The sequence below is a fragment of the Arenimonas alkanexedens genome, assembly GCF_054781355.1.
This window is the reverse complement of the sequence record NZ_BAAGUO010000002.1, coordinates 407,024-427,068: the sequence shown is the minus strand read 5'-3', so window position 1 is coordinate 427,068 and position 20,045 is coordinate 407,024. Positions and strand designations below refer to the sequence as shown.

The window sequence follows — 20,045 nt, the reverse complement described above, 5'->3', positions numbered from 1 at the left end:
CGAGCCGTTGCCCGGGGCTGCGCTAGACTTTGGCCATGATCGCTCCGCGCAACCGCACTGCAGCGTCCGCCATCGCCGGCTTGCCGGGGCTTACGTCACCGGCGTGCGTCAACCGCGCGCACGCTTCGCGGCAGGCGACCTGATGCAGCTCCAGCACCTGCCCGCGAACGAATACCGCCGCGAGCGCTGGCGCAATGAACGGGGCTGGACCCGTGAGATCCACCGCCACCCGGACGCGACCGCTGACTGGCAATGGCGCGTTTCGATCGCGGAGATCGACCAGGATGCGCCATTCTCGCCCTTCCCCGGCTGCGATCGCGAGCTGGTGCTGCTGGCGGGCGAGGGCATGCATCTGCAGTTCGACGACGGCGAGCAAGAGCGCGTCGCGATGATGCCGCCGCACGAGCGCCTGCGCTTCGCCGGCGAACGCGAACTGCACGCCGAACTGGTGAGCGGCCCGACCCACGACTTCAATCTGATCTGGCGCCGCGACGCGGTCGAAGCAACTTTGCTGCATCGGCCTTTGGTAGGCGCGATGGTTTTCTTCGCCGAGCCGGGCGTCACCTGGCTGGTGCATCTGCTCCAGGGCCAGGCGCACGTGAAGGACCTCGCGCGCCCGCTGCACCTGGCCCAGGGCGACAGCCTGCTGATGACCTACGACCCGAATGGCCCATCCCGCCGTATCCTGGACGGCGGCGGCGAACTCCTGCTCGCCAAGCTCAGCCCCTTGTAGGAGGGCCTTCAGGCCCGAAGCTTTTGGGGCGAACAGCTTCGGGCCTGAAGGCCCTCCTACAAAGGAATCAGCGGTCGTCCAAAGGAGTCAGCGGTCGTCCAAAGGAATCAGCGGTCGTCCAAAGGAATCAGCGGTCGTCCAAAGGGGTCAGCGGTCGTCGCGGGTCCAGACGGCGCCGTCTTCGCGCTTGACCGGGAATTTCGCGACGGCGCTGTAGGCGGGGGCGCACAGCGCTTCGCCGGTTTTCAGGTCGAAGCGCGCGCCGTGCAGGGTGCATTCGATCTGGTCGCCGTCAATCGGGCCGGCGCTGAGCTCGAAGTCCTCGTGCGTGCACTTGTCTTCTACGGCATACAGTTCGCCGTCAAGATTGACCACCAGGATCGGCGTATCGCCGTCCCAGGCAACCTGCGATTCGCCGGGCAACAGTTCGGACTCGGCGCAGACGCGGACCCAGGCGCTCACAGCGTTTTCTCCAGCAACTCGAAGCGCAGGTCGTCGCGGCGCGGCAGGCCGAATCGCACGTCACCGTAGGGGAAGGGCTTCTTGATGCCGGTGCGGCGGTAGCCACGCCGTTCGTAGAAGGCGATCAACTCATCGCGCACATCAATCACCGTCATGCGCATCACCGGCAGCCGCCAGGTGCTGCGGACGATGCGTTCGGCCTCGGCCAGCACGTCCTTGCCAATGCCGGTGCCCTGCAGGCCGGGAACCACCGAGAACATGCCGAAGTAGCCGGCGCCGTCTTCGTCGGCAACGTGGGCGCATGCCAGCAGTTGGCGCTCGCGCTCGGCCAGCAGTATCTGGCTGCGCGGCCGGGTGATGCAGGCCAGCACGTCGTCCACGCCGGTGCGGCGGCCATCGAGCAGGTCGGCCTCGGTGGTCCAGCCGACCCGGCTCGCCTCACCGCGGTAGGCCGACTCGACCAAAGCAACAATCGCGTTGGCGTCCGCCGGCGTGGCCGCGCGATAGGCCAGCTCCTGCGGCGCGTTCATGCCAGCAGCTTCCGGACTTTCTCGATCGCGTCGCCCAGCGCTTCGATCTCGACGTGGGTGTTGTAGAAGGCCAGCGACGCCCGGCATGTGGCCGGCACGCCGAAGTGCGCCATCAGCGGGTGCGCGCAGTGGTGGCCGGAGCGAACGGCGATGCCTTCCAGGTCGAGCAGGGTGGCCAGGTCGTGCGCGTGCGCGCCCTCGACCAGGAAGCTGATCACGGCGGCCTTGCCCGGTGCGGTGCCGAACATGCGCAGGCCGGGGATGGCCGACAGGCGGGTTTCGGCGATGCGCAGCAGGGCCTGTTCACGCGCTTCGATCTCGGCCATGCCGATCGCCTGCAGGTAGTCCACCGCCGCGCCCAGGCCGACCACGCCGGCGATATTGGGCGTGCCGGCTTCAAACTTGTGCGGCGGATCGTTGTAGACGGTTTTCTCGAAGCGGACTTCGCGAATCATTTCGCCGCCACCCAGGAAGGGCGGCATCGCCTTGAGGTGCTCGCGCCGCGCCCAAAGCCCTCCGGTGCCGGTCGGACCCAGCATCTTGTGGCCGGTGAAGGCATAGAAGTCGCAGCCCAGCGCCGGAATGTCGACGGCGCGATGCGGCGTTGCCTGCGAGCCATCCACCACGGTGATGACGCCGCGCTTGCGCGCTTCCCGGCAAATCTCCGCCACCGGATTGACCGTACCCAGGACGTTGGACACGTGGGTGAAGGCCAGCAGCTTCACGTCGCCGGTGAGCTTGGCGCGCAGGTCGTCGAGATCCAGCGCGCCCTCGGGCGTGATCTCGACCACCTTGATACTCGCACCGGTGCGCTCGGCCACCAGCTGCCAGGGCACGATGTTGGCGTGGTGCTCCATGCGCGTGAGCAAGATGGTGTCGCCGGCGCCCAGGCGCGGCAGCGCGAAACTGTAGGCCACCAGGTTGATGGCGAAGGTGGTGCCTGAGGTCAGCACCAGTTCGTCGGCGGGCACATTGAGGAAGCCGGCCAGTTTGCTGCGCGCGCCTTCATAGGCCTCGGTGGCTTCGCTGCCCAGTGCGTGCACCGCGCGCGAGACGTTGGCGTTGTGCTCGCGGTAGAAAGAATCCACCGCGCGGATGACCGACTGCGGCTTCTGCGAGGTATTGGCCGAGTCCAGGTAAACCAGCGGCTTGCCGTGCACTTGGCGGGTAAGTACCGGGAAGTCGGCGCGAATGGCCAGCCAGTCCGGTCGGGGCGATGCGGCGTTCATCAGTTCGCGTCCTCGGTGTCCAGGCGGGCGGTAAGTTGCGCGCCGAGGGTTTCGGCCAACGCGGCATCGCCCAGCACCGACAGCGGCTCGCGCAGGAAGGCCTGCACCAGCAGCGCGCGGGCCAGCGGCTGCGGGATGCCGCGGCTGCGCAGGTAGAACAGCGCGGTTTCGTCCAGCCGGCCGACGGTGGCGCCATGCGCGGCTTTCACTTCATCGGCGTGGATGACCAATACCGGCTGGCTGTCGATCTCGGCGGCGTCGGAGAGCAGCAGGTTCTTGTTCGACAGGCTGGCGTCGCTGCCGTCCGCGCCGGCCTGGATTTCTATGCCGCCATGGAAGACGACGCGGCCGCGCTGATCGGCCAGGCCGCGCCAGGGCAGTTCGCAGCGGGTGTCGCGGGCCTGGTGGCGAACGCCGAGCCGGGTGTCGAGGTGGCGGCGACCGTCGGCAAGAAGCACCCCGCCGGCCTCGAGCACGGCGTTGTTGCCCTGCAGGTCAACGTTGAGTTCGTGGCGCGACAGGCCGGCGCCCAGCTCCAGGTCGGCGCGGCGATAGCTGGCTTCCGCCGCCAGTACGGCATCGGTGCGGGCGAACAGGCTGGCACCGGTGGCGTCGTCCTGCACCCGGGCATGGCTCAGGCGGGCGCCGCGCGCCAGGTGCACGTGCGTCAGGTGGTTGGCGAGATGGCGATGCGCCCCGGCACCCAAGTGGTGCTCGACCAAGGAGAGCGAAGCGCCTGCACGCAGCTCGATCAGGTGCCGCAGGTGCATCGCGGCGTCGCCGGCCATCGGCGCACCCACGAACACGATATGCAGCGGCGTCGCCACCTTTGCGTCCGCGGCCACGCGCAGCAGTACGCCTTCGATCGCCAGGGCGGCGTTGAAGCGCGCGAACAGCGCATCGGGCTGATCGAACACGCGGCCGAACACCGCCACCGCCCGCGGATCATCGCCGGCCAATGCCTGCGACATGGGCCGCAGCTCGACGCCGGACGGCAGCGCGTCCAGCGCGGACCGTGCGGGGTCGAACAGCCCGTTGACGAAGACCAGGCGCGGCGACGGGATGCTCGCCAGCAGGTCGTCATCAACCGCCGCGGGTGCAGGAGCCACGAAACTGCGCGCCGCGAGTGCGCGCAGCGAAGTGTATTTCCAGGATTCGCTGCGCGGGCCCGGCAGACCGGCCGCGAGCGCAGCCGCCAGGGCCGCACGTCGGGCGGGGCCCAGCCCCAGTGCGTCCACCTGCGCGGTGGACAAGGCGGCGAAGCCGGCGTCGAAGGATTGCAGCAGGGCGCTCATGCTCAGGCCGACGCCCCCGGCGCGATCCGGTCCTTCACCCAGGCATAGCCGTGCGCCTCGAGTTCGAGCGCCAACTCCGGACCGCCGCTTTCAACGATGCGGCCGTCAGCCAGCACGTGCACCACGTCGGGCTTGATGTAGTCGAGCAGGCGCTGGTAGTGGGTGATGACCAGGAAGGCGCGCTCGGGCGAGCGCATCAGGTTCACGCCGTCGGCCACGGCCTTGAGCGCGTCAATGTCCAAGCCCGAGTCGGTCTCGTCCAGGATGGCCAGCTTCGGCTCGAGCAGGGCCAGCTGGAAGATCTCGTTGCGCTTTTTCTCGCCGCCGCTGAAGCCTTCGTTGACGGCGCGATGCAGCAGCTCGTCCTTGAGGTGCAGGACGGCCAGCTTCTCGCGCACGCGCTTGAGGAACTGCATCGAATCGAGCTCTTCCTCACCGCGCGCCTTGCGCTGGGCGTTGAGCGCGGTGCGCAGGAAGTAGGTGTTGTTCACGCCCGGGATTTCGACCGGATACTGGAAGGCCAGGAACACGCCGGCGGCGGCGCGCTCTTCGGGTTCCAGCGCCAGCAGGTCGATGCCTTCGAGCTGCACCGAGCCCTCGACCACCTCATAGCCTTCGCGGCCGGCGATGACGTTGCCGAGCGTGGATTTGCCAGCGCCGTTGGGACCCATGATGGCGTGCACCTCGCCGGGCTTAACGTCCAGCGAGAGACCCTTGAGGATGTCCTTGCCGGCGACGCGGACGTGGAGGTTTTCGATCTTGAGCATGTTCTTGCCTCGTAGTTTCCAGTTTCCTGTAGGAGGGCCTTCAGGCCCGAAGCTTTTCGGCGAAAGGCTTCGGGCCTGAAGGCCCTCCTACAGGGAGAGGGGGTCAGCCGACGGCGCCTTCTAGCGACACTTCCAGCAGTTTCTTCGCTTCCACCGCGAACTCCATCGGCAGCTCCTTGAAGACCTGCTTGCAGAAGCCGTCGACGATCATCGACACCGCGTCTTCTTCACCGATGCCGCGGCTGCGGCAATAAAACAGCTGGTCGTCGCTGATCTTGGAGGTGGTGGCCTCGTGCTCCACGGTCGCGGTCGGGTGTTTGACCTCGATGTAGGGGAAGGTATGCGCGCCGCAGAGCTTGCCGATCAACAGGCTGTCGCACTGGGTGTAGTTGCGGGCCCCGGCGGCGGTGTTGGCGATTTTTACCAGGCCGCGATAGGTGTTCTGGCCGCGGCCGGCGCTGATGCCCTTGGAGATGATCTTGGACTTGGTGTTCTTGCCCAGGTGGATCATCTTGGTGCCGGTGTCGGCCTGCTGGTGATGGTGGGTGAGCGCCACCGAATAGAACTCGCCCACCGAATCGTCGCCCTTGAGCACACAGCTGGGGTATTTCCAGGTGATGGCCGAACCGGTTTCGACCTGGGCCCAGGAAATCTTCGAGCGGTCGCCGCGGCATTCGCCGCGCTTGGTCACGAAGTTGTAGATGCCGCCGACGCCGTTCTCGTCGCCCGGGTACCAGTTCTGCACGGTCGAGTACTTGATCTCGGCGTCTTCCAGCGCCACCAGCTCGACCACCGCCGCGTGCAGCTGGTTCTCGTCGCGCTGCGGGGCGGTGCAGCCTTCAAGGTAGGACACGTGGCCCTTTTCCTCGCAGATGATCAGGGTGCGTTCGAACTGGCCGGTGTGGCCGGCGTTGATGCGGAAGTAGGTGCTCAGCTCCATCGGACAGCGCACGCCCCGGGGAATGAACACGAAGCTGCCGTCCGAGAACACGGCCGAGTTGAGCGCGGCGAAATAGTTGTCGCCGGTCGGCACTACGCTGCCCAGGTACTGGCGCACAAGATCCGGATGATCCTTGATGGCCTCGGACATCGAGCAGAAGATCACGCCTTTTTCGGCCAGCTCCTTGCGGAAGGTGGTGCCGACCGATACCGAGTCGAACACCGCGTCCACCGCCACGCCGGCCAGTCGCGCGCGCTCGTGCAGCGGTACGCCCAGCTTGTCGTAGGTGTCGAGCAGCTCCTGCGGCACGTCGGCCAGCGACTGGTACTTCGGGCCCTTGGGGGCGCTGTAGTAGCTAAGCGCCTGCAGGTCGATCGGTGCGATACGCAGCTTGGCCCATTCCGGCATCGGCATGGTGAGGAAGTGGCGATAGGCGGCGAGGCGCCAGTCGGTCATCCACTCCGGCTCTTCCTTCTTGGCCGACAGCGCGCGGATGATGTCCTCGCTCAGGCCGGGCGGGAAGGTATCGGACTCGATATTGGTGATGAAGCCGGCGTCGTAGCGGCGCGACAGCTTCTCGACGATTTCCTGGTTCTGGATGGCCATGTCAGCCTCCTGTTGCCGCGAGCTGCAGCGGAATGGATTTGCGGGCGGCCGACGCCGGAAGCATGTCGGCCAGGGAGATGCCGCCGAGCGCATCGGCGATGACGTCATTGATGCGGCGCCAGTGCGTCTGCACGCCACAGTGGGCCTCGTGCTCGCAGTTGGAGTGCTCGCCCGAGCATTCGGTCATGTTCAGGGGGCCTTCGATGGCTTCGACGATGGCCTTGAGCGGAATGTCCTGCGGAAGCCGCGCCAGGCGATAGCCGCCGCTGGCGCCGCGAAAGCTCTCGACCAGGCCGGCGTGCGCCAGGGGCTTGAGCACCTTGGCCACGGTGGGGGGCTCGAGCCGCGACCGCTCGGCCAGCTCACCCGAGGAGTGCACGCGGTCGGGTTCCTCGGCCAGGGCGACCAGGATGACGGTGGCGTAGTCGGTGAGTTTAGTGACGCGAAGCATGGTCCGGACCCGGGAAATTGAATCAGGACCGAAATTGTACGCTTTGATTGGGGCAGGCTCAATCCACGGCGTGTGAAGCTGGCCCCGTGCTCATCCGACCTCGACGCCGATCAGGCGGCCAATCAGGAACACCGTTGCGCCGGCGAGTGCGCCGATGCCCAGCATCCGCAGCCCGCCAAACAGCGGGTTGCGGCCCGAGAACAGGCTCATCGCGGCGCCGGTGGCGAACAGGCCCGCCGCAGCCAGGCCGGTGCCCCAATAGGCCGCGTTGGGCAGCGTGCTTCCCAGGAAGAAGGGTGCCAGCGGCACCAGCGCGCCGATCGTGAAGGCGCTGAACGAGAACACGGCGGCGCCGATCGGCGAGCCCAGGTCGTCCGGGTTCAGGCCCAGCTCCTCACGGGCCAGCACGTCCAGTGCCTGGCTCGGGTTGCGCACCAGTTGCTGGGCAAAGGCGCGGGCCTGGGCCGGGTCCATGCCTCGGGCGATATAGATCAGCGCCAGCTCCTCGGCCTCCGCCTCCGGGTACTGCTTGAGTTCATCCGCTTCCAGGCCGATCTGATATTCAAACAGTTCGCGCTGCGAGCGCACCGAGACATATTCGCCGGCGGCCATCGAAAGTGCGCCCGCGAGCAGGCCGGCGATACCGGTGGCAAGGACGGTACCGGTACTGGCCTGGGCGCCGACGACGCCCAGTATCAGGCTGGCGTTCGAGACCAGGCCATCATTGACGCCGAAAATGGCTGCGCGCAGGTTACCGCCGCCAACGGTGCGGTGGCTCAGCCCGACCTGGTCCAAGTCGGTGGGCAGCAGATGGCCGCCCAGCGCGGCGGTGTAGGCCGACAGGCCGCGCACTTTCAGCGCCGCGAGCGCGGGCTTGACCCGGCGTGGGCCGAGCCGGCGCGCCAGAGCCGCCACCAGCCGGGCCCTGTGCGAGGGCTCGAAGCTGGCGGGCAAGACCTGGCCGGCGTCGCGAGCGGCCCTTTCCCAGGTGGCGGCTTGCTGGTCGGCCGCCTCGGCTAGCTGACCGAACAGGGTGGCGATTCGGGTGTCGCGCTCGGCATCGGCCAGCGCGCGGTACAGCCAGGCGGACTGCTTTTCCTCGTTCCAACTGTTTGCCGGATCCATCGCCATGCTCCCGTGACTACCCCCAGCATAAGCCGGGGCTGCACCGCCCGCCCGGATTGGCGACAATGGCGGCCCTGTTGCCGCCCGGATGCCCCGCATGCCCAAGAAGATCGAAGCCCGCCAGTCCGCCATCCACGGCAATGGCGTCTTCGCCACCGAGGCGATCGCCAAGGGCGAGCGAGTCATTCGCTACAAGGGCAAGCTGCGCACCCACGATGAAGTGGATGCCGTTTACGCCGAGGACGAAGACACCGGGCATACCTTCCTGTTCACGCTCAACGACAAGTACGTCATTGATGCCAACGTGGACGGTAACGACGCGCGCTGGATCAACCACAGCTGCGACCCGAACTGCGAGGCCGCCTGGTTCGAGGACGGCGACAAGAAGCGCAAGGACAAGATCTTCATCGAAGCCATGCGCGACATCGCAGCCGGCGAAGAGTTGACCTACAACTACGGCATCGTGCTGCACGAACCGCATACCGCGAAGCTCAAAAAGCTCTGGGCCTGCCGCTGTGGATCCAAGCACTGCACGGGCACCATGCTCCAGCCCAAGCCCAAGGCCGCCAAAAAGCGTTGAGCTTTTTGTAGGAGGGCCTTCAGGCCCGAAGCTTTTTGCAAAGAGCTTCGGGCCTGAAGGTCCTCCTACAGTTTGGTATGGGGGCTTTCGGTGGCAATGCGTTGCCATGACTTACGACCCGCTCCAATCACCGGCGAGGCGCCGATCATTCGTGCGTCCATTCGCCCAGGATTCCTGATGAAAGCCCTTGCCTGCTTCGGCGCCCTCGCGTTCGTCGCTGCGCCCGTCCTCGCCGTCGAGGTTGACGGCCGTATCGATGCCAGCGAATGGGCCGGCGCCCGCCACATCACCGACTTCGAGATGGTGCAGCCGCTCAATGGTCAGCCGGCGGGGCTGCGCACGGAAGCCTGGGTGTTGGCGACGCCGAAGGGCCTGGCCGTGGCCTTCCGCAACCAGCAGCCACCCGAGGTGCCGCGCACCACCCAGCGCACGCGCCGCGACGAGGGCGGTTCGCTGGACCGGGTCAACTTCATGGTCGATTTCGACGGTGACGGCCGCACCGGCTACGACTTCATGGTCACGGTCGGCGGCGGCATCAGCGACGAGGTCATCACCAGCGAGCGCAACTTCAACACCGATTGGGACGGCCATTGGCACCATGCCGTGACCCAGGACGCCGAAAGCTGGAGCGTCGAGATGCTGATTCCCTGGCACGTGGCGCCGATGGCGCGGCCGCGGGACGGCCGGCGCACCCTGGGTATCTACGTGGACCGCGTGGTCGGCAGCACGGGCGAGCGCTACGGCTGGCCGGGCATCAGCTACCAGCTGCCGCGCTTCCTTTCCGAGTTCGCGAAAATCGAGGTGCCGTTCTACGAGCAGTCGCTGCTGGCGGTCACGCCCTACCTGGTGGGCGTTAGCGACATCGCCAACGGCGGCAGCGAGTTCGACGCCGGCGCCGACCTGTTCTGGAAGCCCAACGGGCAGTTCCAGCTGTCCGCCACGCTCAACCCCGACTTCGGCCAGGTCGAAAGTGACGACCTGGTGGTGAATTTCGGCGCGGTGGAGAGTTTCTTCGGCGACAAGCGGCCGTTCTTCACCGAGAACCAGGGCCTGTTCGACGTGCCGTTCGGCAACGGCAACAGCCGCCTGCTGTACACGCGACGCATTGGCCAGCGGGCCGACGTGGACGCCGCCATCAAGCTCAACGGCAGCCTGGGGCAGGTGCGCTATGGCGTGTTGGCGGCGACCGAGGACGGCGACCTGGGTCGCGACTTCTTCGCGCTGCGCGCCACCCGCGACTTCGGCGACCAGGACCTGGGCGGCATGCTGACCCGCGTGGACGCGCCGTTCTCGGACCGCGAGGCCAGCGTGTATTCGCTCGACCACCAGTGGTCGCCGATGGCGGCGCTGAACGTCCGCTCGCAGTTCGTGGCCTCGAGCATCCGCCAGTCCGGCGTGCGCAGCGACGACAGCGGCTTCCAGCTTCGCGTTGACCATGAGCTGGGCGGTGGCTGGCGCCAGCAGGCTTACCTGCTGCACCTGGGCGACGAACTGCAGCTCAATGACATCGGTTTCCTGGACCGCAACGACTTCAACTATCTGCGCTATGAACTGGCCCGGCGCTACCCGAACCAGCCGGAAAGTTCGCCTTTTGCCTCGCATGAGTGGCGCTGGGCGGCATCCACGCGGCGCAACGACAGCGGCCTGTCGATTGCCGAGGCGGTGGCGGTCCAGCGGTCCAGTGAGCGCCGTGATGGTGGCTCGGAGTACTTCGACTTAAGCATGTGGACCGCCGGCAATGACGACCGCATCACCCGCGGCAACGGGGCGGTGCGCGTGCCCGAGAAGCTCTACGCCTACTGGGAGCGCTCGCGTCCGCGCCGCGGTTTCTGGTCGTGGGAGGGCAGCGTCCGGGTCGCCGGGGAAGGACTCGAGGGCGCATCCGGCGCCGGCCTTGAGCTCGAGCTTGAGCCGACCCTGCATTTCACCGACAGCCTGTCGCTGGCGCTGGAGCTCGGCGTCGAGCACCTGCCGGACTGGCTGCTGTGGCGCGGCGGCAACCGGCTGGGCAGCTACCGCGCTGACCTGGCCTCGATCAGCGCCAGCCTGCAGTGGCAGATCGGTCGGCGCCAGGAACTGCGGGTGAAATTCGAAACCATCGCCCTGGACGCCCGGCTTCGCCAGACATGGGCCGTAGGCCCCGGAGGCCGGCCGGTGGCCACGGCGACGCCAGCCGACGTCTCGGACTTCAGCCTGGCCAACCTCGGCTTCCAGGTGCGCTATCGCTACGAGCTGGCGCCGCTGTCCGACCTGTACATCGTCTACGGCCGCGGTGGCCTGGACGAGCGGGCCGCAGGGCGTTCGCTGGCGGACCTGCTCGGGGACGCCACTTCCCTGGCTGACGACGAGCAGCTGCTGATCAAGCTCAGCTATCGCTTCGCCAACTGAGCTTTCCTTAGTCTTCACGGTGATGGATTGCTGAATGGGCGGACGCGATGTCTTGCCCCCTGTCAATGATCCAAGTCTAATGTTTCAGAAATTTCTGAAACTACGGACACAGACATGGACCTTCCCCCGCTTAGCCAGTCCTTCGTGCTGCATTTCGGTGAAATGGGCAGCCGTTGGGGCATCAATCGCACCGTGGGGCAGATCTACGCCCTGCTGTTCATCTCGGCCCAGCCGCTGACGGCGGACGACATCACCGAACGTTTGGGCGTCAGCCGGTCCAACGTCAGCATGGGCCTGAAGGAGCTCTCGTCCTGGCGGCTGGTGCGCCTGAGCCACCAGCCGGGCGACCGCCGCGACTTCTACGCCGCGCCCGAGGACGTGTGGGCCATCTTCAAGACCCTGGCCGAGGAGCGGCAGCGGCGGGAGGTCGACCCGACCCTGTCAATGCTGCGCGACGCCCTGCTCGAAGCGCCGGACTCGCCCGAGGAGCGCCACGCCCAGGCGCGCATGCGCGAGATGCATGACCTGATCGAACAGCTGACCGAATGGTTCGCCGAGGTGCGCAAGCTCTCGCCGTCCACGCTGGAAAAGCTGATGTCGCTGGGCGCCAAGGCCACCACCTTGCTGCAGTTCACCGACAAGATGCGCGGGGTGGCGCCGGGCAGCGAGGAGAAGGCGTCGTGAGCGAACTCGACCCGATCCTGCTGGCGCGCATCCAGTTTGCGGCCAACATCAGCTTCCACATCCTGTTCCCGACCATCACGATCGCGCTGGCCTGGTTCCTGCTGTTCTTCAAGCTGCGCTTCCTGCGCACCGGCCAGCAGCACTGGATGGACGCCTACTATTTCTGGGTGAAGGTGTTCGCCCTGACCTTCGCGATGGGCGTGGTGACCGGCATCACGATGAGCTTCCAGTTCGGCACCAACTGGCCGGGCTTCATGGAAACGGTGGGCAATATCGCCGGGCCGCTGCTGGCCTACGAGGTGCTGACCGCTTTCTTCCTGGAGGCCAGCTTCCTCGGGATCATGCTGTTCGGCCGCAAGCGCGTCGGCGAGCGCGTGCACACCGTGGCCACGGTGCTGGTGGCGGGCGGCACCACGCTGTCCTCGTTCTGGATCCTGGCGCTGAACTCCTGGATGCAGACGCCGGCGGGCTTCGAAATGATCGACGGCCAGGCGCATGCGACCGACTGGCTCGCGATCATCTTCAATCCCTCTTTCCCGTATCGGCTCACGCACATGCTGCTGGCGTCAGGCCTGACCGGGTCCTTCCTGGTCGCGGGTCTGTCGGCCTACCGCTGGCTGCGCCGCGACCGCGGTCCCGACGTGATGGCCGCGATGCGCACCGGCGTGGCCGTGGCCGCGCTGCTGATCCCGGTGCAGATTTTCGTCGGCGACCTGCATGGTCTCAATACGCTCGAGCACCAGCCCGCCAAGGTAGCGGCGATGGAGGGCATTTGGGAGGACGAGAAGGGCGCGCCGCTCCTGCTGTTCGCGCTGCCAAATAAAGAGACGCGCGAGAACGACTACGCCATCGGCATTCCCCGGCTTGCCAGCCTGATCCTGACGCACTCGCTGGACGGCGAAATCAAGGGGCTCAATTCCTTCCCGAACGCGCATCCGCCGGTGGCGCCGGTGTTCTGGGGCTTCCGGATCATGGTGGGCACCGGCGTGCTGATGCTGCTGGTGTCGTGGTGGACCGCCTGGCGCCTGCGCCGGAACGCCGAGCCCACGCGCGCGCAGGCCCTGGCCTTGGTGGCGATGACGCTGTCGGGCTGGGTTGCGACGCTGTCGGGCTGGTATGTGACCGAGATCGGCCGCCAGCCCTGGCTGGTGACCGGCGTACTGCGCACGGTGGATGCGGCCTCGGCCACGCCGGCGCCGATCATCGGTATCAGCCTCACGGCTTACCTGCTGCTGTACGCCTTGCTGCTGTCGGCCTACGTGTCGGTGCTGTTCTATCTGGCCCGCCACCGCGGCAAGCCCGACCATCGTCCGGCGGTTGCCGGCCTGAAGGAGGTTTGAGATGGAAGCCGCACTCCCGGTGATCTTCACGGCCCTGATGGCGCTTTCAATGCTGCTTTACGTCGTGCTCGACGGCTACGACCTCGGCGTCGGCATCCTGCTGCGCGGCGTGCCGGATGCCGACAAAGACCGAATGATCGCCTCCATCGGTCCGTTCTGGGACGCCAACGAAACCTGGCTGGTGCTTGGCGTTGGCCTGCTGCTGGTGGCGTTCCCGATGGCGCATGGCGTGATCCTGGGCGCGCTCTACCTGCCGGTGGCGGCGATGCTGATCGGGCTGATCCTGCGCGGCGTCGCCTTCGATTTCCGGGTGAAGGCCCGCGCAGCACACAAGCCGCTTTGGAACGGCGCGTTCTGGTCGGGCTCGGTGATCGCGGCGTTTTCGCAGGGCTATATGCTCGGCAGCTACGTATTGGGCTTCCAGGACGACGTCGTCGGCGTCGCGTTCGCGGTCGCGATCGGGCTCGCCCTGTGCGCGGGTTATGCGCTGCTCGGCGCCGGTTGGCTGGTGCTCAAGGCCGAGGGCGAACTGCGCCGTCGCGCGCTGCGCTGGGCCTACGTGAGTCTGTGGCTGACGGGCCTGGGCATCGCGGCGGTGTCAATCGCCACGCCCTGGGTCAGCCCGCGCATTTTCGAGAAGTGGTTCGCGCTGCCGCAGCTGTTCTACCTGCTGCCGGTGCCAGTGCTGACGACGCTGGTGTTCGCCGTCACCGAGGGCGCCATCCGGCGACTGCGCAAGGGCGAGAGCCGGCGCGACTGGGTGCCGTTCGCAGGCGCGATACTGTTGTTCGTGCTGGCCTTCGCCGGCCTGGCCTACAGCCTCTTTCCCTATCTGGTGATCGACCGCATCACGCTATGGGACGCGGCGGCGGCCACCAGTTCGCTGAAGATCATGCTGGTCGGTGCGGCGATCACGCTGCCGATGATCCTGCTCTACACGATCTACGTGTACCGCGTGTTCTGGGGCCGCAGCGCCGAACTGAGCTACGAATAATCACCCCTGTAGGAGGGCCTTCAGGCCCGAAGCCCTGCGCCGAAAAGCTTCGGGCCTGAAGGCCCTCCTACCGTGCTCAGCGGCAGTCGGGAAGGCGGGTGGCGTCGGGGTAGTTGGTGGCGCGGCATCCCCACACCACGCTGCCGTCCGCCCGTACGTCCGGCGTCAGCCTGATCACGCCGCCGCGGCTCACGTGCGGCTTCATCGCGATCGCCACCACGCCATTGGGCTGCACCGAAATCGCGGCCACGGCGTGGTCGGCGTACTGGTCGGGATAGCCCAGGGAGAGCTCGGCGAGGTTGCGCGGCCAGCTGGCGTTCGTTTCGAAATAAGCCTGCACCGCCGCCTTGATGTCGGCGGCACGGGCGATGGCGTCGGCGGCCTGCTGCTGGCCTGGCGGCAGCGGTTTGGCTTCGGCCGGCACTGGTGCCGGCGGCGGCGCCAGGGCGGGCTCGGGCAGCGTCGGGTCGGCGCCGGCCAGACTGGCGTAGTGCACCGAGACCCGATACGCGACCAGCGAGAACACGACGGCGAGCAGAAGGGCAACAAAGACGTAGGCGGGGGATTTCATCCTGTCACTGTCAGGCGCGGCGAAGGGGCCGCAGCTGCAGTCTACCCGCACGACGTGTTCAGTCCTCGTGGTGGTGTGGGTGGCAGGCGTCGCTGAGGCCAGGCGCGGCAGTGCGAGGACGCCGGGACCCGAGCCCGCCCCGGGTAGACTGCCGATCCCGGCCGTTGCAGGGCCCGTCGAACGAGCGCCACTATGGAATTGCATCGTCGCGCCGTCGTGTTCGTCCATGGTGCGGGCGGGGGTGGCTGGGAGTGGGCGGTGTGGGCGCGGGTGTTTCGGGCTGAGGGTTGGCGGGTGTTCGCGCCGGACCTGCGGGCCGCACCTGCTGGCCTCGCGGCGACCGGGCTCGACGACTACCGTGCCCAAATTTCCGCCACCCTGCGCGAGGCCGCGCGCGAGGCGGATCGGGTGGTCGCGGTCGGTGCCAGCCTGGGCGGCCTGCTGGTGCTGCTGGAAGCGACGAATGTCGCCGCCCGCGTGCTGGTGAACCCGATGCCGCCCGCAGGCCTGCCCGGTGCGGCTTCGGCTGCCGTGATCGGCTGGGGTCAAGCGGCCAGCCTCGCCGGCACACGGCGCGCGGTGCCCGAGGCCGACGACGCCGCGGCGCTGTTCGCGTTCCGACGCTGGCGCGACGAGTCCGGCCGGGTTCTGGACGCCGCCCGTGCTGGCGTCGCGGTGCCGGCATCCACCGCACCCACGCTGGTGTTGGCTTCGCGCGATGACGCGGACGTGCCGTTCGCGGCGTCCGCCTCGCTGGCGGCCTCGCTGCACGCGACCCTGCTGCCGCTGCCCGGTAGCCACGTGGCCCCGCTGCTGGGCCGAGACGCCGCCCGGACCGCCGCACTGGCTGTCGCCTGGCTAAACACGCCGCGCCCCGTCCAGACCGGGGTCGGGTGGATTCAGCCGGTGTTGGGTGGGGCGAACTGACGATGCGGGCACGCCATCCGGCGTCAGGAGTTGCCATGAACCGCCTCGTGTCCCGAACCCTTGTCCTTGCCATCGCGCTCGCCGCGGGCAGCGCCAGTGCCCAGGATTACTACGACCCGGACTACGGCTACGGCGACGACCGTTATCAGGATCGCGAATACGGCGACGACCGCTACCAGGATCGCGGCTACGACGACCGCGGCTATGGCGGCCAGTACGCTGCGCAGGGTCCGGCCTATGACGTCGCTCGGGTGACGCGGGTGGAGCCGATCGTCGAGGCCGGCCAGCCCGTGAGTCGCCGCGAGTGCTGGAGCGAACCCGCACCTTCCTACGCCGGACGCAGCCAGCGCGGCCCCTATGCCGATCCGCGCTACGCGCGCCGTGACTCGCGCCGCACCAGCGGCAACGGTGCGGTGCTGGGCGCCATCGTCGGCGGTGTGCTGGGCAACAGCGTCGGCAACGGCGACGGCCGCCAGGCCGCGACCGTGGTCGGTGCCGTGCTTGGCGGCGCGATCGGCAACGACATCGAACGCAACAGCCGCGAGCGCAGCTATCGCGGCCAGGACGTCGGCTACTACCCGGCGCAGGACGTGCAGCGCTGCCGCGTGGTCACGGACCGCGGCCGGGACCGCCGCGTGGTCGGCTATCGCGTGGGCTATGAATACGCCGGTCGCGACTACGAGACCGTTACCGACTACCACCCGGGCAGCCAGATCCGCGTCCGCGTCGACGTCAGCCCCGAGCAGTAAGCCCCGCCGGGCCCGGTAGCGGGCCCGGTTTCGAACGGCAGGTGCAAGGGCGTGGCGATTGCTTGTAGGGTTAAGCCCTCGCCGAGGGAGCCTTGCCATGCGCCGTAGCCAACTTGCCATCATTCTTGCCTGCCTGTTGCCGGGCGCCGTTGTCGCCAGCGATCACACCGGTCTGGTCAATGCCCGCATCCATACCGGCGAACCCGGCTGGCCGGTACGCACCGCACTGGTGTGGGACGCCGAGGGCCGCATCGTCTTCGCCGGCGACGCCGCCGATGCCGATGCGCTTGCCAAGGAATATCCGGGCATCAAGATCGTTGACGGCGGTGGCCGCGACGTCGTGCCCGGCCTGATCGATGCCCATGCCCATCTCATGAATCTCGGCTTCGCGCTGCTGCGCGCCGACCTGGTGGACGCGGCGAGCAAGGAGGAAGTGATCGAACGCCTTCAGGCCTTCGCCGCCACGCTGCCCGAGGGCGCCTGGCTGCTGGGTCGCGGCTGGGACCAGAACGACTGGCCGGGTAAGGCCTTCCCGACCGCCGCCGATCTCGATGCCGCCTTCCCGGACCGTCCGGTCTGGCTTGAGCGCGTGGACGGCCATGCCGGCTGGGCCAACAGCGCTGCGATGCGTGCGGCCACGCGCGAGCTCGGCGGCGACTGGCAGCCCGACGGCGGCCGTATCCTGCGCGAAGACGGCCGCGCCACCGGTGTCTTCATTGACACCGCCTCGGCCGTGATCGAAGAAGTCGTGCCGGCCCCCGACGCCGCGTTGCGCGAGGAGGCCCTGGAGCGCGCACTGCAGGCGGCGGTATCGCAGGGCCTGACCGGCGTGCACGACATGGGCGTATCGCTGGCCGACCTGAAGCTGATGCGTGACTTCGCCGGCGCCGACCGTCTGCCGCTGCGCATCCGTGCCTACGCGGATGGCGATAGCAATGCGCTGGCGGCGCTATGCCGGGCCGGCAGCAGCTTTGAACACCCGGGCGGCCGGCTGGCCATGCGCGGCGTGAAGTTCTACGTTGACGGTGCCCTGGGCAGCCGCGGCGCTGCCCTGCTCGAGGACTACAGCGACGAGCCCGGGCATCGCGGCTTGCTGGTCACCGAACCGGCCGCCTACGCCGCCGCGGTAAAGAAGGCACGCGGCTGCGGCGTGCAGCCGGCCAGCCACGCCATCGGCGATCGCGGCAACCGCATTGTGCTCGACACCTATGAAAGCGTGCTGGGCGCCGAAGCCGCCACCGACGACCATCGCTGGCGCGTCGAGCACGCCCAGGTGGTGGCGCCGATTGATATCCCGCGTTTCGCAACGCTCAAGCTGATCGCCTCCATGCAGCCCACCCACGCCACCTCGGACATGCCCTGGGCCGAGGCGCGGGTCGGCAAAGCGCGTTTGGAAGGGGCCTATGCCTGGCAGCGTTTCCGCGACGCCGGTGTGCCGCTGGCGCTGGGCTCGGATTTCCCGGTCGAGCCGGTGGATCCGCGCCTGGGCCTGTATTCCTCGGTCACCCGGGCCGACCGCGACGGCATGCCCGCCGGCGGCTGGCTGCCGGACCAGAAGCTCACGCCGGCACAGGCCTTGGCCGGCTTCACGGCCGACGCGGCCTATGCGTCCTTCGACGAGAAAGAGCTGGGCAAGCTGGTGGCGGGCTATCGCGCCGACTTCGTCATCCTCGGCGGCGATCCGCTGACGGTGGCGCCGTCCGAGTTGCCAACGCTGGAGGTGTTCTCCACCTGGGTGGACGGCAAGCCGGTTTACGCCAAGCCCTGAAGCCCTGCGCCGGGCGTTCGCGCCCGGCTTGGCTTCAGACCCAGTCGAGCGTGCCGCGCACCACCGTCTGCACCTGGCCACCGGACCACACGTCGCCCTCGGCATCCACGCGAAGCTCCAGCCGCGCGTCGTGGCCGACTTCGCGGCCCTGGCTGACGGTGTAGCGACCGTTGGCGTGGGGCAGGGCGCCGCGCTCATGCAGCCAGGCGGCGAGGGTGGCGTTCGCGGCGCCGGAGGCGGCGTCCTCCACCTGGCCGGGCTGGCCGACGAGGGCGCGCACGACCAAGTCATAGTCGCGGCCCTGGCAGCGGGCGAACACGCACAGCCCCATCGCCTCATGGTCGCGGGCCAGCGCCGACACCGCGTCCCAGCGCGGCTCCAGGCCGCGCACCGAGGCTTCGTCGCAAAGTTCGGCCAGCCACCAGCGGCGGCCGCCGTCCATCAGCACCGGCGGCAGTGCGCCGGCGGTGATGCCGGCCAGCGCGGCGCCCAGTCGCGGGTCGTCGGCTTTGCCAATTTCCAGCACGCGAGCCTTGGGCGCACGCACCGCCAGCCGACGGCCGCGGCCTTCGCCGCGCACTTCGATCGGCAGCAGCCCGACCGCGCAGGCCTGGATCAGCAGGCCGTCGCGCGGCGAGGCCAGGCCGGCGTCGAGCACGGCATGGGCGCTGCCGATGCTGGGATGGCCGGCGAAGGGCACTTCGCGCCGTGGGCTGAAGATGCGCAGGCCATAGCTGGCTTCCGGCGTCGGCGCAGGCAGCACGAAGGTGGTTTCCGGCAGCCGGGTCCAGCGCGCGATGGCCTGCATCGCGTCGTCGTCCAGGCCGGCGGCATCAAGCACCACCGCAAGGGGATTGCCGTCGCCGGGCTTGGCGGCGAAGACGTCTAGCTGTACGAATTGGCGCGGCATGGGGCGTCCTGCCCGGAGGGGGGCGTGCAGGTTACCAGTCCAGCGTGCCGCGGATCACGGTCTGGGTGCAGCCGCCGATCCAGGCCTCGCCGTCCTTATCCACGCTGACTTCAATCCGGCCGTCGCGGCCCATTTCGCGGCCCTGGCTGACGAGATAGCGAGGGCCGATTGCCGCCAGTGCGCCGCAGTCGTGGATCCAGGCGGCGATCGCGGCATTGGCGCTGCCGGTAACGGGGTCTTCGGGGATGCCGTCGGCGGGGCAGAACGCGCGTACCGCCAGCGCGTGGTCGGCGCCCGCCGCAGTGCGGCCAAATACGGCCAGGCCAACCGCGCCGGTCAGTTCGGTGAGGGCGGCGATCGCGGCCAGGTCCGGCTTCATGCCGCGTACCTGGGCGTCGTCGGCCAGTTCGACCACCCACCAGGCCGGGCCGTTGTCTATCAACGCCGGCGGCAGGTCGCCCTGGCCCAGGCCGGCGAGCGCGCTGCGCAAGGCGGCATCGTGGTCTATCCGCAGCGTTCGCCGTCGGCCGCGCGGCGCGCGCACCGCCAGCCGCCGGCCCGGACCTTCGCCCACTACGCTGATCGGCAGCAGGCCGGCGGCGCATTCCTGCACCAGCTGGCCGTCCACCGGGCTGGCTATCCCGGCTTCGAGCACGGCGTGCGCGGTGCCGATGCTGGGGTGGCCGGCGAAGGGCAGCTCCTGGCGCGGGGTAAAGATGCGGACGCGATAGCTGGCGCCGGCCTCGACCGGCGGCAGCACGAAGGTGGTCTCGGAGAGGTTGGTCCAGTTCGCGAAGGCCTGCATGGCCACCGTATCGAGGTCGCGGGCATCGAGCACCACGGCGAGCGGGTTGCCGGCACCGGGCCGGTCGGCGAAGACGTCGAGCTGGAGGAATTCACGGCGGCGCATGGCGGAGGCTCCCTCGAATGGCGGTGGGCGACGAACCGTGGCGGCGGCGCCTTCGTTTACACTGGCGCACGCCGCGCGAACGCGCC

Annotated in this window: 20 protein-coding genes; 9 read left to right on the top strand and 11 right to left on the bottom strand. The window is 68.3% G+C overall.

The genetic code is table 11. The features are described from left to right. Positions 1-142 precede the first annotated feature (142 nt). Complete coding sequence (locus ACYVGY_RS06575; RefSeq protein ID WP_460456670.1) at positions 143-733, top strand: HutD/Ves family protein; 591 nt, start codon at positions 143-145, stop codon at positions 731-733. Positions 734-880: 147 nt separating this feature from the next. On the opposite strand, the gene ACYVGY_RS06570 is transcribed toward ACYVGY_RS06575, so the two are convergent. The 8 genes from ACYVGY_RS06570 to ACYVGY_RS06535 all read right to left on the bottom strand — a co-directional run bounded on the left by ACYVGY_RS06570 (position 881) and on the right by ACYVGY_RS06535 (position 8,138). Further along, on the bottom strand, positions 881-1,195 hold the full coding sequence (locus tag ACYVGY_RS06570) for a non-heme iron oxygenase ferredoxin subunit (RefSeq protein WP_460456669.1): 315 nt from the start codon (positions 1,193-1,195) through the stop codon (positions 881-883). After that, the gene (locus tag ACYVGY_RS06565) at positions 1,192-1,725 is read right to left on the bottom strand and encodes a GNAT family N-acetyltransferase (RefSeq protein ID WP_460456668.1); all 534 of its coding nucleotides are present in this window, start codon (positions 1,723-1,725) and stop codon (positions 1,192-1,194) included. Before ACYVGY_RS06565 ends, ACYVGY_RS06570 begins: the two co-directional genes overlap by 4 nt. Then, positions 1,722-2,954, bottom strand: a complete 1,233-nt coding sequence (locus ACYVGY_RS06560; RefSeq protein ID WP_460456667.1) for a cysteine desulfurase — start codon at positions 2,952-2,954, stop codon at positions 1,722-1,724. The genes ACYVGY_RS06565 and ACYVGY_RS06560 overlap by 4 nt, the downstream gene beginning before the upstream one ends. Beyond that, positions 2,954-4,249: a Fe-S cluster assembly protein SufD gene (gene sufD, locus ACYVGY_RS06555; protein WP_460456666.1), complete on the bottom strand. Its 1,296-nt coding sequence runs from the start codon at positions 4,247-4,249 to the stop codon at positions 2,954-2,956. Before sufD ends, ACYVGY_RS06560 begins: the two co-directional genes overlap by 1 nt. Positions 4,250-4,251: 2 nt before the next feature. Further along, positions 4,252-5,016: a Fe-S cluster assembly ATPase SufC gene (gene sufC / locus ACYVGY_RS06550; RefSeq protein ID WP_460456665.1), complete on the bottom strand. Its 765-nt coding sequence runs from the start codon at positions 5,014-5,016 to the stop codon at positions 4,252-4,254. Positions 5,017-5,119: 103 nt separating this feature from the next. Beyond that, positions 5,120-6,562, bottom strand: coding sequence for a Fe-S cluster assembly protein SufB (sufB, locus tag ACYVGY_RS06545; protein ID WP_460456664.1), 1,443 nt, complete (start codon positions 6,560-6,562; stop codon positions 5,120-5,122). A gap of 1 nt (position 6,563) precedes the next feature. Continuing rightward, positions 6,564-7,013, bottom strand: coding sequence for an SUF system Fe-S cluster assembly regulator (locus ACYVGY_RS06540; RefSeq protein ID WP_460456663.1), 450 nt, complete (start codon positions 7,011-7,013; stop codon positions 6,564-6,566). Between the two features lie 90 nt (positions 7,014-7,103). Next, positions 7,104-8,138, bottom strand: a complete 1,035-nt coding sequence (locus tag ACYVGY_RS06535; RefSeq protein WP_460456662.1) for a VIT1/CCC1 transporter family protein — start codon at positions 8,136-8,138, stop codon at positions 7,104-7,106. 97 nt (positions 8,139-8,235) lie between these two features. Between ACYVGY_RS06535 and ACYVGY_RS06530 the strand changes: the two genes are divergently transcribed. From ACYVGY_RS06530 to ACYVGY_RS06510, 5 genes are all read left to right on the top strand, one after another. Next, entirely contained in the window at positions 8,236-8,718 is a 483-nt protein-coding gene (locus ACYVGY_RS06530) for an SET domain-containing protein (protein WP_460456661.1), read from the top strand. A gap of 177 nt (positions 8,719-8,895) precedes the next feature. Continuing rightward, complete coding sequence (locus tag ACYVGY_RS06525) at positions 8,896-11,106, top strand: DUF5916 domain-containing protein (RefSeq protein ID WP_460456660.1); 2,211 nt, start codon at positions 8,896-8,898, stop codon at positions 11,104-11,106. Positions 11,107-11,220: 114 nt separating this feature from the next. Next, entirely contained in the window at positions 11,221-11,790 is a 570-nt protein-coding gene (locus ACYVGY_RS06520; protein ID WP_460456659.1) for a GbsR/MarR family transcriptional regulator, read from the top strand. Continuing rightward, positions 11,787-13,130 carry a cytochrome ubiquinol oxidase subunit I gene (locus ACYVGY_RS06515; RefSeq protein ID WP_460456658.1) on the top strand — a complete coding sequence of 448 codons (1,344 nt, stop codon included), beginning with the start codon at positions 11,787-11,789 and terminating at the stop codon, positions 13,128-13,130. Before ACYVGY_RS06520 ends, ACYVGY_RS06515 begins: the two co-directional genes overlap by 4 nt. Position 13,131: 1 nt before the next feature. Further along, positions 13,132-14,124 carry a cytochrome d ubiquinol oxidase subunit II gene (locus ACYVGY_RS06510; protein ID WP_460456657.1) on the top strand — a complete coding sequence of 331 codons (993 nt, stop codon included), beginning with the start codon at positions 13,132-13,134 and terminating at the stop codon, positions 14,122-14,124. A 76-nt stretch (positions 14,125-14,200) separates the two neighbouring features. Here ACYVGY_RS06510 and ACYVGY_RS06505 read toward each other — a convergent pair whose 3' ends face one another. After that, a complete protein-coding gene (locus ACYVGY_RS06505) occupies positions 14,201-14,695 on the bottom strand; it encodes a pilin (protein WP_460456656.1) in 495 nt (164 codons plus the stop codon). A gap of 192 nt (positions 14,696-14,887) precedes the next feature. Between ACYVGY_RS06505 and ACYVGY_RS06500 the strand changes: the two genes are divergently transcribed. From ACYVGY_RS06500 to ACYVGY_RS06490, 3 genes are all read left to right on the top strand, one after another. Next, a complete protein-coding gene (locus tag ACYVGY_RS06500) occupies positions 14,888-15,622 on the top strand; it encodes an alpha/beta fold hydrolase (RefSeq protein WP_460456655.1) in 735 nt (244 codons plus the stop codon). A 35-nt stretch (positions 15,623-15,657) separates the two neighbouring features. Further along, positions 15,658-16,371, top strand: a complete 714-nt coding sequence (locus tag ACYVGY_RS06495) for a glycine zipper 2TM domain-containing protein (protein ID WP_460456654.1) — start codon at positions 15,658-15,660, stop codon at positions 16,369-16,371. Positions 16,372-16,468: 97 nt separating this feature from the next. Next, the gene (locus ACYVGY_RS06490; protein ID WP_460456653.1) at positions 16,469-18,139 is read left to right on the top strand and encodes an amidohydrolase; all 1,671 of its coding nucleotides are present in this window, start codon (positions 16,469-16,471) and stop codon (positions 18,137-18,139) included. A 34-nt stretch (positions 18,140-18,173) separates the two neighbouring features. Here the strand turns inward: ACYVGY_RS06490 and ACYVGY_RS06485 are convergent, their stop codons facing one another. Together ACYVGY_RS06485 and ACYVGY_RS06480 are read right to left on the bottom strand one after the other, a co-directional pair. Beyond that, a complete protein-coding gene (locus ACYVGY_RS06485; protein WP_460456652.1) occupies positions 18,174-19,049 on the bottom strand; it encodes a PhzF family phenazine biosynthesis protein in 876 nt (291 codons plus the stop codon). 31 nt (positions 19,050-19,080) lie between these two features. Beyond that, the gene (locus tag ACYVGY_RS06480; protein WP_460456651.1) at positions 19,081-19,959 is read right to left on the bottom strand and encodes a PhzF family phenazine biosynthesis protein; all 879 of its coding nucleotides are present in this window, start codon (positions 19,957-19,959) and stop codon (positions 19,081-19,083) included. Between the last annotated feature and the right edge of the window lie 86 nt (positions 19,960-20,045).

Excerpts from the sequence above, each read along its gene's own strand:
- ACYVGY_RS06535 (WP_460456662.1), bottom strand. The coding sequence starts at position 8,138 with ATGGATCCGGCAAACAGTTGGAACGAGGAAAAGCAGTCCGCCTGGCTG.
- ACYVGY_RS06495 (WP_460456654.1), top strand. The coding sequence starts at position 15,658 with ATGAACCGCCTCGTGTCCCGAACCCTTGTCCTTGCCATCGCGCTCGCC.
- ACYVGY_RS06530 (WP_460456661.1), top strand. The coding sequence starts at position 8,236 with ATGCCCAAGAAGATCGAAGCCCGCCAGTCCGCCATCCACGGCAATGGC.
- ACYVGY_RS06560 (WP_460456667.1), bottom strand. The coding sequence starts at position 2,954 with ATGAACGCCGCATCGCCCCGACCGGACTGGCTGGCCATTCGCGCCGAC.
- ACYVGY_RS06485 (WP_460456652.1), bottom strand. The coding sequence starts at position 19,049 with ATGCCGCGCCAATTCGTACAGCTAGACGTCTTCGCCGCCAAGCCCGGC.
- ACYVGY_RS06520 (WP_460456659.1), top strand. The coding sequence starts at position 11,221 with ATGGACCTTCCCCCGCTTAGCCAGTCCTTCGTGCTGCATTTCGGTGAA.
- sufB (WP_460456664.1), bottom strand. The coding sequence starts at position 6,562 with ATGGCCATCCAGAACCAGGAAATCGTCGAGAAGCTGTCGCGCCGCTAC.
- ACYVGY_RS06480 (WP_460456651.1), bottom strand. The coding sequence starts at position 19,959 with ATGCGCCGCCGTGAATTCCTCCAGCTCGACGTCTTCGCCGACCGGCCC.
- ACYVGY_RS06540 (WP_460456663.1), bottom strand. The coding sequence starts at position 7,013 with ATGCTTCGCGTCACTAAACTCACCGACTACGCCACCGTCATCCTGGTC.
- ACYVGY_RS06525 (WP_460456660.1), top strand. The coding sequence starts at position 8,896 with ATGAAAGCCCTTGCCTGCTTCGGCGCCCTCGCGTTCGTCGCTGCGCCC.
- ACYVGY_RS06565 (WP_460456668.1), bottom strand. The coding sequence starts at position 1,725 with ATGAACGCGCCGCAGGAGCTGGCCTATCGCGCGGCCACGCCGGCGGAC.
- ACYVGY_RS06505 (WP_460456656.1), bottom strand. The coding sequence starts at position 14,695 with ATGAAATCCCCCGCCTACGTCTTTGTTGCCCTTCTGCTCGCCGTCGTG.
- sufD (WP_460456666.1), bottom strand. The coding sequence starts at position 4,249 with ATGAGCGCCCTGCTGCAATCCTTCGACGCCGGCTTCGCCGCCTTGTCC.
- ACYVGY_RS06490 (WP_460456653.1), top strand. The coding sequence starts at position 16,469 with ATGCGCCGTAGCCAACTTGCCATCATTCTTGCCTGCCTGTTGCCGGGC.
- sufC (WP_460456665.1), bottom strand. The coding sequence starts at position 5,016 with ATGCTCAAGATCGAAAACCTCCACGTCCGCGTCGCCGGCAAGGACATC.
- ACYVGY_RS06500 (WP_460456655.1), top strand. The coding sequence starts at position 14,888 with ATGGAATTGCATCGTCGCGCCGTCGTGTTCGTCCATGGTGCGGGCGGG.
- ACYVGY_RS06510 (WP_460456657.1), top strand. The coding sequence starts at position 13,132 with ATGGAAGCCGCACTCCCGGTGATCTTCACGGCCCTGATGGCGCTTTCA.
- ACYVGY_RS06575 (WP_460456670.1), top strand. The coding sequence starts at position 143 with ATGCAGCTCCAGCACCTGCCCGCGAACGAATACCGCCGCGAGCGCTGG.